The sequence below is a fragment of the Pseudomonas azerbaijanorientalis genome (genome assembly GCF_019139795.1).
GTDB lineage: Bacteria > Pseudomonadota > Gammaproteobacteria > Pseudomonadales > Pseudomonadaceae > Aquipseudomonas > Aquipseudomonas laurylsulfatiphila.
Genome location: NZ_CP077078.1, coordinates 5391310 through 5403710 on the forward strand (window position 1 = coordinate 5391310; position 12401 = coordinate 5403710).

A 12401-nucleotide genomic window follows, 5' to 3' on the forward strand; every position below is an offset into this window, starting at 1 on the left:
CGCGCGCGATTAACAGCAATAGCTTGAAGCTTTATCAGTGCACGTCTTTCCAGTATTCGCGCTTGAGCAGGTAAGCGAATACGAAGAAGAACGCCAGGTACAACAATACGTACGTACCGATGCGCTGATGTTGCAGCTTAACCGGGTTAGCCGAGTAAGCCAGGAAGGTTACCAGATTCTTGACCTTCTCATCGAACTGCTCTTCAGTCAGAGCGCCGCTTTTCGGCACAATCGTCAGCTGATCGCATGCTTCATGAGTCAACGGCGTGCCGGTCAGTGGATCAAATTGCTTCTTGCCGTCTTCGACGATCTGAACCTGTTTGCATCCCACCACCTGGCGACCTTGCAGGCCGGCCAGGACGTTAGGCATGCCCACGTTCGGGAAGACCTTGTTGTTCACGCCCCATGGGCGCGAAGGATCTTCGTAGAACGACTTCAGGTAACCGTAGAGCCAGTCGGTGCCGCGAACACGGGCAACCAGGGTCAGGTCCGGCGGTGCGGCACCAAACCAGGCCTTGGCGTCCGCTGGCTGCATGCCGATGTTCATGTGGTCGCCGATCTTGGCACCAGTGAACACCAGCTTCTCCAGCATCAACTCATGGGGAATACCCAGGTCGTCGGCAACTCGCTCATAGCGCTGGAACTTGGCGCTGTGGCACCCCATGCAGTAGTTGGCGAACGTGCGTGCGCCGTCCTGCATGGCGGCCTTATCGGAAACGTCAATGTCGACTTTTTCCAGCTCAGGACCACCGTGTGGTGCTGCGAAAGCGAACACTGGCAGCGCAGCAAGCATCAATACAGCAAATAGTTTTTTCATCAGCCAGTCACCCTTTCCGGAACCGGTTTGGTCTTCTCGAGCCTGGTGTAGAACGGCATCAGAATGAAGTAGGCGAAGTACAGGAAGGTACATACCTGCGACAGCAACGTACGACCTGGCGTCGGAGCCAGCACGCCCAGAACACCGAGGATCACGAACGAGATGCAGAACACGACAAGCCAGATCTTGCTCAGCCAGCCCTTGTAGCGCATGGACTTGACCGGACTACGGTCGAGCCACGGCAGCACGAACAGCACAGCGATGGCCGCACCCATGGCGATAACACCCAGGAGCTTGTCCGGAACCGCACGCAAGATCGCGTAGTAAGGAGTGAAGTACCAGACCGGCGCAATATGCTCAGGCGTCTTGAACGGGTTGGCCTGTTCGAAGTTCGGCTTCTCGAGGAAGTAACCACCCATTTCCGGGAAGAAGAACACGATCGAGCAGAAGATGAACAGGAACACCACCACGCCGACGATATCTTTCACGGTGTAGTACGGGTGGAAGGCGATGCCGTCCAGCGGTATGCCGTTTTCGTCCTTGTGCTTCTTGATGTCCACGCCGTCCGGGTTGTTCGAACCGACTTCGTGCAGCGCCAGGATGTGCAGCACCACCAGACCGAGGATGACGATCGGCAAGGCAACCACGTGCAAGGCGAAGAAGCGGTTCAGGGTAATGCCGGAAATCAGGTAGTCACCACGAATCCACTGGGTCAGGTCGTTGCCGATGACCGGGATCGCACCGAACAGCGAGATGATCACCTGGGCACCCCAGTAGGACATCTGGCCCCACGGCAGCAGATAACCCATGAAGGCTTCGGCCATCAGCGCCAGGTAGATCAGCATGCCGAAGACCCACACCAGCTCGCGCGGCTTCTGGTACGAACCGTAGAGCAGGCCACGGAACATGTGCAGATAGACCACGATGAAGAACGCCGAAGCGCCGGTGGAGTGCAGCAGACGCAGGATCGAGCCGTACTCGACGTCACGCATGATGTATTCAACGGAGGCAAAGGCCTCTTCCGCCGACGGGGTGTAGCTCATGGTCAGCCAGACACCGGTAACGATCTGGTTGACCAGAACGAGCAATGCCAGGGAACCAAAGAAGTAGAAGAAGTTGAAGTTTTTCGGAGCGTAATACTTGCTGAGATGGTCTTCCCACATCTTGGTCGCGGGAAAGCGCGCATCAACCCAATCCATGAACTTGCTCATCACGCTTTCTCCGTATCGACGCCAATGACAATGATCTCATCGGTCTCATAGGAATGCGGGGGAACTGGCAGGTTCAAAGGCGCAGGTTGCGACTTGTAGACGCGGCCAGCCAGATCGTAGTGGGAACCGTGGCAGGGACAGAAATAACCGCCTACCCAGTCTTTACCCAGATCCGCAGGTGCCACCTCAGGACGGAAGGTCGGCGAGCAACCCAGGTGCGTGCAGATACCGATCAGCAGCAGAACCTCAGGCTTGATCGAACGGGTTTCCGGATCAACGTAAGTCGGTTGTGTCGAGCTCTTGGAGGTCGGGTCAGCGAGCTGGCCCTCGATTTTCTTCAGGTTCCCCAGGATTTCCGGTGTACGGCGGACGATGAACACCGGCTGACCGCGCCACTCAGCAATCATCTGCTGGCCTGGTTCGATTTTGCTGACATTCACTTTCACCGGTGCACCAGCGGCTTTCGCCTTGGCACTGGGAAACCATGACCCCACGAACGGGACCGCAGCCCCCACCGCTCCTGCAGCACCCACCACGGATGTGGCTGCTACCAAGAAGCGACGCCGGCCTGTATTCACGCCGTCATTGCTCATTCAGTCCTCTCCCATCAGCTTTGTGGCCTGTTAAATCAGGCATCTACTAAGTAAAACTATGTACTTATAAAAATTTTGCCGAATGGTAATGAAAAGCCCCAATTCTGACAAGGTAATTACCGGAGCCCACCACCCTCAAGCCTTGGAGTATAGGGCTTCTACGGATGTGGCAAGTTGTCACAGCGCAATTCTTTGATAAATCACAGGCATAAAAAAACGCCCAGCTCCGCGAGGAAACTGGGCGTTCTTTTTTGAACGCGAAAGCGAATTAACGCTTCGAGTACTGCGGACGCTTACGCGCTTTACGCAGACCGACTTTCTTACGTTCAACTTCACGAGCATCGCGGGTTACGAAGCCGGCTTTACGCAGGGCGCTGCGCAGAGTCTCGTCGTAGTCCATCAGAGCGCGGGTGATGCCGTGGCGGATTGCGCCAGCTTGACCACTCACACCACCGCCGATCACGGTGACGTAGATGTCGAACTTCTCGACAGTCTCAGTCAATTCCAGCGGCTGACGAACTACCATGCGGGCAGTTTCGCGGCCGAAGAAATTATCCAGCGAACGATTGTTGATGGAGATGTTACCAGTACCCGGACGCAGGAAAACGCGTGCGGTTGCGGTCTTGCGACGGCCAGTGCCGTAATTTTGAGTCGCCGACATAATGAACTATTCCGTTAAATCTTCAGTTCTTGGGGCTGCTGAGCAGTATGAGGGTGTGCAGCGCCCGCATAGACTTTCAGCTTACGGTACATGTCGCGACCCAGCGGGTTCTTAGGCAGCATGCCTTTGACCGCGGTCTCGATCACGCGCTCAGGGGCCTTGGCGATCAGCTTTTCAAAGTTGATCGACTTGATGCCGCCCGGGAAACCGGAGTGGGAGTAGTACATTTTGTCAGTGGTTTTAGCACCGGTAACACGGATTTGCTCAGCGTTGATTACGACGATGTAGTCGCCGGTGTCAACGTGAGGAGTGTACTCAGGCTTGTGCTTGCCACGCAGACGGCTCGCGATTTCGGTGGCCAGACGACCCAGGGTCTGACCAGCAGCGTCGACGACAAACCAGTCGCGCTTTACTGTTTCCGGTTTAGCAGTAAAAGTTTTCATTCTTTATAGCCTCAGGGGCCGCCCTGTAAATTAGACGGCGGATCTTACTGAATAGTGCGTACTTTGACAAGTCAAAGGCAGCCGGATACAGACGCTTTCGGGGGCTCGGGTCGGCGCGTCCGTTCAACGGCAAGATTCTTCGGCGGCGGCGCATCACTTCCACTGCAGAAAGAGGTGCGCAATTATGCAGATTGCGAAAAATAATTCAACCTGCTTTTATGATTGTTTTGCCCAAGGAGCAGCACGATGGACTATCGCCAGCTAGGCCGAACCAATCTGAACGTGAGTGCCCTCTGCCTCGGGACCATGACCTGGGGTGAGCAAAACAGCGAGGCAGACGCCTTCGCCCAGATTGAACGAGCCAAGAGCGCCGGGATCAACTTCATCGACACTGCCGAAATGTACCCGGTGCCGCCCAAGGCCGAAACCTACGCCACCACCGAACGCTACATCGGCAATTACTTCAAAAGCCGCGGCGACCGCGGCGACTGGATCCTGGCCAGCAAGATCGCCGGCCCCGGCAATACCATCGACTACATCCGCGACAAGAACCTGCGGCACAATCGGCAGCACATCACCGAAGCCGTGGACGCCAGCCTCAAGCGCCTGCAAACCGACTACATCGACCTGTACCAGTTGCACTGGCCGGAACGCAGCACCAACTTCTTCGGCCAGCTCGGCTACAAGCACAAGATCGAGGCCAACCTGACCCCGCTGGAGGACACCCTTGAAGCGCTGGACGAACAGGTCCGCGCCGGCAAGATCCGCCACATCGGCCTGTCCAACGAGACACCGTGGGGCACCATGCGCTTCCTGGCCCTGGCCGAAGCCCGTGGCTGGCCGCGCGCCGTATCGATCCAGAACCCGTACAACCTGCTCAATCGCAGCTTCGAAGTCGGCCTGGCGGAAATCGCCATCCGCGAGCAATGCGGCCTGCTCGCCTATTCACCGCTGGCGTTCGGTTTCCTGTCAGGCAAGTACGAAGGTGGCGCCCGCCCGCCAAAAGGTCGCCTGAGCCTCTACAGCCGCTTCAGCCGCTATTTCAACCTACAGTCGGAAGCCGCTTGCAGCCGGTACGTGGCCCTGGCTCGCGAACACGGTCTGGACCCGGCGCAAATGGCCCTGGCCTTCGTGACGCAGCAGCCGTTCGTGACCAGCAACATCATTGGCGCGACCACCATGGAGCAACTGGAGAGCAACATCGCCAGTTTCGACTTGAAGCTGTCGGAGGAAGTGCTGGAAGGGATCGAGGCGATTCACAAGGATCATCCGAATCCTGCGCCATAATTTTAAAAGATCGCAGCCTGCGGCAGCTCCTACAGGGTTTACGCCAATCCCATGTAGGAGCTGCCGCAGGCTGCGATCTTTTCAGCCATCAAGAATGAATCAAAGCGACCGCGCAATGATCTCCTTCATGATCTCGTTCGTCCCGGCATAGATCCGCTGCACGCGCGCATCCGCCCATGCCCGCGCGATCGGGTACTCCCACATGAACCCGTAGCCACCGTGCAACTGCACACACTCGTCGAGCACCTTGCACTGCAGGTCGGTCCCCCAGTACTTGGCCATCGCCGCCGTCGGCACGTCGAGCTTGCCTTGCAGGTGCAGTTCCAGGCAGCGGTCGACGAAGACACGGCCGATCTGGATTTCCGTGGCCATCTCCGCCAGTTTGAACCGGGTGTTCTGGAAATCCGCGATCGACTTGCCGAACGCCTTGCGCTCGCGGGTGTAGTCCAGCGTCCATTGCAGCGCCGCTTCGGCCGAGGCCAGCCCGCCAACGGCCACCGTGAGGCGCTCCTGAGGCAATTCCTGCATCAGGTAGGCAAAGCCCATCCCGGCCTGGCCCAGCAGGTTTTCCTTGGGCACACGCACGTCCTGGAAGAACAGCTCCGAGGTGTCCTGGGCTTTCATCCCGACCTTCTCCAGGCGCTTGCCCTTGTCGAAGCCCGGCGTATTGGCTTCCACCAGAAACAGACTGGTGCCCTTCGCGCCGGCCTTCGGATCGGTCTTGGCGACGACGATCACCAGATCGGCCAGGTAGCCGTTGGTGATGAAAGTCTTGGAGCCGTTGATCACGTATTCGTCGCCATCGAGCGCGGCCGTGGTTTTCACTCCCTGCAGATCGGAACCGGCGCCCGGTTCGGTCATGGCGATCGCGGTCACCATTTCGCCGGACACCAGTTTCGGCAGGTACTTCTGCTTCAGCGCCTCACTGCCGTAATGCAGGATGTACGGTGCCACGATGTCCGAGTGCAGGGAAAAACCGATGCCGGTCAGGCCAAGTCGCCCCACTTCTTCGATCACCACCGCGCTGTAGAGAAAGTCCGCCCCCAGTCCGCCGTACTCTTCCGGCAAGTGTGAGCAGAGCATCCCCGCCTCCCCTGCCTTGTTCCACAGCTTGCGGTCGATATAGCCTTGTTTTTCCCATTGCCCATGGAAGGGCACTGCCTCCTTTTCGAGAAACGTCCGCACGCTGTCGCGGAAAAGCTCGTGCTCGGAACTGAACAAGGTTCTGGGGATCATGCGGCACCTTTTCTTTGTTTTTAGAAGGAGTTGACCTTCAGAGACTATGCCTCGCTTCCGATACAGGACACTGGACACATCCGACAAAAAATAAGACGATCCAGCCGTCTGGTGACCACTTCCCCCTATAAAAATAAAGTTGAATTATGTCTAACCAAGCATCCACGCCCCTGCGGCGCGTCAGCATCCTGGCCATCGACCGGGTTTTCGCTTCCACCCTCATGCAAGCCAAGGATTTCTTCCACCTCGCCAGCCTGCGCTACGGCAAACAGCTGGGCCAGGGCCTGACACCGGCGTTCGAAACCCGCCTGGTCAGCCCCGACGGCAAACCGGTCAACACCTTCAGCGATGTGATGATTCCGGTGGACGGCGGGCTGGAAAACGCCGACATCATCGTTCTTCCCGCGTTCTGGGACGATTTCGAAAGTCTCTGCAAACGTTACCCCCAAGTCCTGCCCTGGTTGCGCCAACAGCATGCGCGCGGCGCCGTGCTGTGCGGCGAGGCCACCGGTGTGTTCTGGCTGGCCGAAGCCGGGTTGCTCAATGGCAAGGAAGCGACCACCTACTGGCGCTTCTTCAATGCCTTCGCCGAACGCTTCCCACAGGTCCAGCTCAATCAGGACAAACACCTGACAGACGCCGACAACCTGTACTGCGCCGGCGGCACCACCTCGGCGTGCGACCTTTACATTTACCTGATCGAGCGCTTCTGCGGCGCCAATGTGTCCCAAGCCGTAGCGCGGGACATCCTGTACGAGGTACAGCGCAGCTACTCGCCGGGACGCATCGGTTTTGGCGGCCAGAAGCTGCACCAGGACGTGATCATCCTGCAGATCCAGCACTGGCTCGAAGAACACTTCGCCGACAAGTTCCGCTTCGAAGACGTCGCCCGCGAACACGGCATGAGCATCCGCAACTTCATGCGCCGCTTCCAGACCGCCACCGGCGACAAGCCACTGCATTACCTGCAACGCCTGCGCATCGAAACCGCCAAGGGCTTGTTGTCCGGCAGCCGCAAGAGCATCAAGACCATCAGCTATGAGGTGGGCTATGACGATGCGAGCTTCTTCGCGCGACTGTTCCGCCAGCACACGGAGCTGTCGCCGAACCAGTATCGGCAGCAGTTTCAGCAGGCTGCCTGAGCCTCAAGGCATTCGCAAAACACTGTAGGAGCTGCCGCAGGCTGCGATCTTTTGATCTTGAAAAATTAAAATCAAAAGATCGCAGCCTGCGGCAGCTCCTACAGGGGGATCTTCAGCGCATAAAAAAGGGCCTGCAAATGCAGGCCCTTTTTTATGCGAATCCTCCTACGGTTTGTGCGCCCGGGACAGGAATTCGTGGGATTGCATTTCCAGCAGACGACTCAGGGTACGCTGGAACTCGAAGTTCAAGCGCCCGCCGGTGTACAGATCCTTGAGTTCGACTTCGGCAGAAATGATCAGCTTCACGTTACGGTCGTAGAACTCGTCGACCATGTTGATGAAGCGTCGGGCGATGTCGTCGGTGGTGACGCTCATCTGCTCGACATCGCTGAGCAGTACGGCGTGAAAGATCTTGCCCAGTTCGATGTAGTCATTCTGGCTGCGCGGGCCGTCGCACAGTTCACGGAAGTTGAACCAGGCCACGTCATCGCAGGTGCGCAGGGCACGAATTTCACGATTTTCGATCATCAGCACGTCATTTTCGACCGCAGCCGTGCATTCCGGCGTCAGCGCACGGAAGCTCTTGCGCAGGCTTTCGTTGGCGGCTTCGTCGAGCGGATAGTGGAACAGCTCGGCTTGTTCGAGGTGACGCAGACGATAGTCGACGCCGCTGTCGACGTTGACGATCTCGGTATTCTGCTTGATCAGCGCAATGGCCGGCAGGAAGCGCGCGCGTTGCAGGCCGTCCTTGTACAGACCGTCCGGCACGATGTTCGACGTCGCGACCAAGGTCACGCCGTTCTTGAACAGTTCTTCCATCAGGGTGCCAAGGATCATGGCGTCGGTGATGTCGGAAACGAAGAATTCATCGAAGCAGATGACCCGGGCTTCGGTGGCGAAGCGCTTGGCGATGATGGTCAGCGGGTTTTTTTCGCCGCCCAGGGTCTTCATCTCTTCGTGCACGCGCTTCATGAAGCGGTGGAAGTGCGTACGGGACTTTTCCTTGAAAGGCAGCGCTTCGAAGAAGGTGTCCACCAGGTAAGTCTTGCCGCGACCTACGCCGCCCCAGAAATACAGGCCCTTGACCGGGGTCTGATCCTTCTTGCCAAACAACTTGCCCAGCAGGCCCGGCTTGTTTTGCTCGGCCGCGACCAGATCGTCGTACAGGCGCTGCAAATGACGCACGGCAGTTTCCTGCGCGGCATCATGGAAGAATTCCGGGCGTTTCAGATCAGCTTGATATCGTTCTAGGGGCGTCATAATTCGTTAGCAAGGCAACAAAAACGGGCCGACACTGTAGCGACGGCCCGGAGGAATGGCAATCGGCCCTTGGTCGGGCCGGACCGTTGTTTATTCCTGAACAGGTGTCAGGGCGATGCGCAAAGCCTCGACGGCAGCATCACGCGCAGCACTGTCGGCAAAGGCCGGGCTGTCGGCAACGCACTCGCCTTCCAGCCAGACACTGAAGTTCAGTTGGTCATTTCGCACGTCCAGTGGCTGACCCGATTGCAGTTGCTTGGTCACCTGACCGGCGGTCTTGCCATCGGCGAAGTTGCGCGACAGCAGCAGTTGTTCACCATCGGCGGCCAGCAGACGGAAGCGGAAACTGCCGTCGTCTTCACGGAAACTGACAAAACGCGCAGCTTTCGCGGCTTTTTTCTTGATGGTCGCCGCCACCTGAGTCTGGGCAACGAAGGAGCGCAGGCCCACCGCTTCACGCAATTCATTGAGGAAGGGTGTCGCTACCGCACGAGCCTTTTTCGCCCCGTGCTGCAGGATGTCTTCCAGATCCGCCGGGCGCTCGATCAGTTGGTTGTAGCGCTCACGGGATTCGCCCAGTTCATTGTCCAGCAGTTGGAACAGACGATTCTTCGCCTCGCCCCAACCCAGGCCCTGCAACAGTTCGCTGCGGAACTCGTCGGCCTGCGCCGGGGTGGCGAACGCCTGGAACAAGGTGAACAGGTGCGAATTGTCCGGATCCTTGGCTTCGCCGGGTGCGCGGGAGTCGGTGACGATCCGCGAAATCGCGTCCTTCATCTCTTTGGCGCTGCTGAACAGCGGAATGGTGTTGTCGTAGCTCTTCGACATCTTGCGGCCATCCAGGCCCGGCAACGTGGCGACGCTCTCTTCGATCAACGCCTCGGGCATGGTGAAGAACTCTTTGCCCTGGCCAAACAGGTGGTTGAAGCGTTGGCCGATGTCCCGCGCCATTTCCACGTGCTGGATCTGGTCGCGACCGACCGGCACCTTGTGCGCGTTGAACATCAGGATGTCCGCAGCCATCAGCACCGGGTAGCTGTACAGGCCCATGGTGATGCCGGCGTCCGGGTCTTCGCCGGTCTCGACGTTCTTGTCCACGGAAGCCTTGTAGGCGTGGGCGCGATTGAGCAGGCCCTTGGCGGCGACGCAGGTCAGCAGCCAGGTCAGCTCGGGGATTTCCGGGATGTCGGACTGGCGGTAGAAGGTCACGCGCTCGACATCCAGGCCACCGGCCAGCCAGGTCGCGGCGATTTCCAGACGCGAGCGCTGGATGCGCAGCGGGTCATCGCATTTGATCAGGGCGTGGTAGTCGGCCAGGAAGTAGAACGAATCGGCATTGCTGTCACGGCTGGCGACGATCGCCGGGCGGATGGCGCCAGCATAGTTGCCCAGGTGCGGCGTGCCGGTGGTGGTGATGCCGGTGAGGATACGGGTACGAGTCGTCATGGGTAGTCGCTTGTCAGACTGCAATCAATTCGAGAGACGCGGCAGGATCAGATCCTTGAGATCGGTCAGCTTGCCATGAAAAAAGTGTCCGCATTCTGCCACTTTCAGCAGCTCATGGGGACGTTCAAGCTTGTCGGACCATTGGTAAACGACTTGCGGATCGATCACTTCGTCGGTTTCCGGCTGGATCAAGGTCAGCTCGCCCTGCTGCGGCAGTTGATCCTGGTCCCCCAGGCGCATGACCGCCGGCGCGACCATGAACAGGTGCTTGAGCGGCTCGCCCTTGGCCTCAAGGCGTCCGCCGAGACTTGCTGCAACAAAACCGCCGAAGGAAAAACCGAACAGGGTCAGCGGCAACTCCGGGTGTTTGTTGCGAAACCATTCGGCGACAGCCTGGGCATCATCAACTTCACCGGTACCCATGTCGTGGGAGCCCTCGCTGGCACCAACGCCACGATAGTTGAAGCGCAGGGTGACCAGTCCGGCGTCGCGCGCAGTGCGCTGCAGGGTCGAAACCACTTTGTTGAGCATGGTGCCACCCTGGACCGGGTTTGGATGGCAGATCAGCGCCAGGCCGCGAGGCTGCTCGTTGTCCAGGTAAAGGGCTTCCAGTTGACCCACCGGGCCATCAATCACTACAGGGGTTTCGCGCATAAGCAAGGAAGGAACTCCGTGACCTCGAATCGGGTCGACTCGTCTAGCAAATTGTCTGTGGCTGTCTATTGCGAGTGAATCGCGGTATACAGCGCAGGTTCGAGCCGTTAACGTAAAGCAAAGCCGTTTATAGAGGAAGGACTCGTGGAACACTCGCTCTTAGTTTGGTTGCTACCGACTCTTGCCCTGGTTGTGGGTGTCGCCATTGGGTTCCTGATCGCTCGCCTTGCGCCGAATGCCGCGCCTAGCAGCACGCAACGTCAGCTGGACGATATTCAGGAACGTTTCGACAGTTATCAGAACGAAGTGGTGACCCACTTCAACAGCACTGCTTCATTGGTCAAGAAACTGACTGCGAGCTATCAGGAAGTGCAGGACCATCTCGCCGAGGGTGCCAACCGCCTGGCCCTGGACGAACAGACTCGCCAACGCCTGCTGGCCTCCCTGCACGCCGATGCGGCGCAGGCACCCCGTGAACGCCTGACGCCACCGCGCAATCAGGAGCCGCCTCGCGACTACGCACCAAAAGCCCCGAACGCACCAGGCATGCTCGATGAGCATTACGGCCTGAAGAAGTAATCAGGCTTCAGGTGTGACAAAGCCCCCGGACGAGTGATTGTCCGGGGGCTTTTTATTTCTGTCTGTTCCGGATTTCTGTTGCCTGGCCTGGCCTCTTCGCGAGCAAGCCCGCTCCCACAGTGGTCGATGTCGTACACAAAATCTGAATTCAACACATAACCTGTGGGAGCGGGCTTGCTCGCGAAGGGGCCGGATCTGGCAACAAAAAAAAGCCCGCCCGATCTGTTGAGGATAGGGCGGGCTTTTTTACGCCCGGGGTTCAGTCAGGCGCTTATGGGTACTGCTGAACTGTACCTTGCTGCTGACCACCATACTGCTGGCCCGGAATCGCCTTGAGGTTAACCTCTACACGGCGGTTCTGCGCCCGGCCATTGGCGTCGCCGTTGCTGGCAACCGGGCTATCCGGACCCGCGCCGCGAGCGCTCAGGTTGGCACCGCTGACCCCTTGCGAGGTCAGGTAGGTGGCCACGCTTTGTGCACGACGCTGGGACAGGTCCATGTTGTGCTGGCGGCTGCCGGTGCTGTCGGTATAGCCCACGATTTCGATCTGGTTCTGGTTGAACTCTTTCAGCGAGCCCGCCAGGTTGTTCAGCGGCTGATAGAAACTTGGGGCAATGTTTGCCGAATCGGTAGCGAACGTGATGTTGCCCGGCATGATCAGCTTGATCTGGTCGCCCTGGCGCTGCACTTCAACACCGGTGTTGGCCATGCTGGCGCGCAGCTTTTTCTCTTGCTGGTCGGCGTAGTAGCCGTAACCGGCGGCGGAAGCACCGACCACTGCCGCACCGATCAGCGCGCCCTTGCCACGGTTATCGTGGTTAATCGCAGCACCAGCCAGCGCACCGGCCAGAGCGCCGAGACCACCATACTTCGCGGTCTTGCTCATGCCTTCGGAGCCGCTGTCCGCCTGCCCCTGAGCCTGGCCTTGACCGCCGTAAGGGTTGGGCGTGGCACAACCGGACAAAACGGCCACAGCCGTAGCGACAATAATCAAACGACGCGTGGTGAACATGTATAGCTCCTACTTTTTTGCATTCTGTGGTGCAACGGACCAAGGCACAGCCTTTGCAGG

The 12401-nt window shown here is 58.6% G+C and carries 13 protein-coding genes; 3 read left to right on the plus strand and 10 right to left on the minus strand.

Annotated features, from left to right (window positions below; all coding sequences use genetic code 11):
- Window positions 1–34 precede the first annotated feature (34 nt).
- The 5 genes from KSS91_RS24105 to rplM form a co-directional block, all read right to left on the minus strand.
- Window positions 35–817: a cytochrome c1 gene (locus tag KSS91_RS24105; protein ID WP_015096777.1), complete on the minus strand. Its 783-nt coding sequence runs from the start codon at window positions 815–817 to the stop codon at window positions 35–37.
- On the minus strand, window positions 817–2028 hold the full coding sequence (locus tag KSS91_RS24110; RefSeq protein WP_095965541.1) for a cytochrome b: 1212 nt from the start codon (window positions 2026–2028) through the stop codon (window positions 817–819). The genes KSS91_RS24105 and KSS91_RS24110 overlap by 1 nt, the downstream gene beginning before the upstream one ends.
- A complete protein-coding gene (petA, locus tag KSS91_RS24115) occupies window positions 2028–2621 on the minus strand; it encodes a ubiquinol-cytochrome c reductase iron-sulfur subunit (RefSeq protein ID WP_015096779.1) in 594 nt (197 codons plus the stop codon). The genes KSS91_RS24110 and petA overlap by 1 nt, the downstream gene beginning before the upstream one ends.
- Before the next feature lie 268 nt (window positions 2622–2889).
- Window positions 2890–3282: a 30S ribosomal protein S9 gene (rpsI, locus tag KSS91_RS24120; protein ID WP_003228056.1), complete on the minus strand. Its 393-nt coding sequence runs from the start codon at window positions 3280–3282 to the stop codon at window positions 2890–2892.
- A 14-nt stretch (window positions 3283–3296) separates the two neighbouring features.
- A complete protein-coding gene (gene rplM / locus KSS91_RS24125; RefSeq protein WP_003228062.1) occupies window positions 3297–3725 on the minus strand; it encodes a 50S ribosomal protein L13 in 429 nt (142 codons plus the stop codon).
- A gap of 246 nt (window positions 3726–3971) precedes the next feature.
- Between rplM and KSS91_RS24130 the strand changes: the two genes are divergently transcribed.
- A complete protein-coding gene (locus tag KSS91_RS24130; RefSeq protein WP_217836328.1) occupies window positions 3972–5012 on the plus strand; it encodes an NADP(H)-dependent aldo-keto reductase in 1041 nt (346 codons plus the stop codon).
- 99 nt (window positions 5013–5111) lie between these two features.
- Here KSS91_RS24130 and KSS91_RS24135 read toward each other — a convergent pair whose 3' ends face one another.
- Complete coding sequence (locus tag KSS91_RS24135; protein WP_217836329.1) at window positions 5112–6248, minus strand: acyl-CoA dehydrogenase family protein; 1137 nt, start codon at window positions 6246–6248, stop codon at window positions 5112–5114.
- Window positions 6249–6469: 221 nt separating this feature from the next.
- Here KSS91_RS24135 and KSS91_RS24140 point away from each other — a divergent pair, with 221 nt between their 5' ends.
- Window positions 6470–7390 carry a GlxA family transcriptional regulator gene (locus KSS91_RS24140; RefSeq protein WP_177325126.1) on the plus strand — a complete coding sequence of 307 codons (921 nt, stop codon included), beginning with the start codon at window positions 6470–6472 and terminating at the stop codon, window positions 7388–7390.
- A gap of 165 nt (window positions 7391–7555) precedes the next feature.
- Here the strand turns inward: KSS91_RS24140 and zapE are convergent, their stop codons facing one another.
- From zapE to KSS91_RS24155, 3 genes are all read right to left on the minus strand, one after another.
- Window positions 7556–8650 carry a cell division protein ZapE gene (gene zapE / locus KSS91_RS24145; protein WP_007998226.1) on the minus strand — a complete coding sequence of 365 codons (1095 nt, stop codon included), beginning with the start codon at window positions 8648–8650 and terminating at the stop codon, window positions 7556–7558.
- 90 nt (window positions 8651–8740) lie between these two features.
- Window positions 8741–10096, minus strand: a complete 1356-nt coding sequence (locus KSS91_RS24150; RefSeq protein ID WP_217836330.1) for a tryptophan--tRNA ligase — start codon at window positions 10094–10096, stop codon at window positions 8741–8743.
- A 24-nt stretch (window positions 10097–10120) separates the two neighbouring features.
- The gene (locus tag KSS91_RS24155) at window positions 10121–10750 is read right to left on the minus strand and encodes an alpha/beta hydrolase (RefSeq protein ID WP_126047492.1); all 630 of its coding nucleotides are present in this window, start codon (window positions 10748–10750) and stop codon (window positions 10121–10123) included.
- Window positions 10751–10894: 144 nt separating this feature from the next.
- Between KSS91_RS24155 and KSS91_RS24160 the strand changes: the two genes are divergently transcribed.
- The gene (locus KSS91_RS24160; protein ID WP_126047494.1) at window positions 10895–11329 is read left to right on the plus strand and encodes a Z-ring associated ZapG family protein; all 435 of its coding nucleotides are present in this window, start codon (window positions 10895–10897) and stop codon (window positions 11327–11329) included.
- Between the two features lie 271 nt (window positions 11330–11600).
- Here the strand turns inward: KSS91_RS24160 and KSS91_RS24165 are convergent, their stop codons facing one another.
- Entirely contained in the window at window positions 11601–12341 is a 741-nt protein-coding gene (locus KSS91_RS24165; RefSeq protein ID WP_217836331.1) for a YiaD family glycine zipper/OmpA-like lipoprotein, read from the minus strand.
- Window positions 12342–12401: the final 60 nt, after the last annotated feature.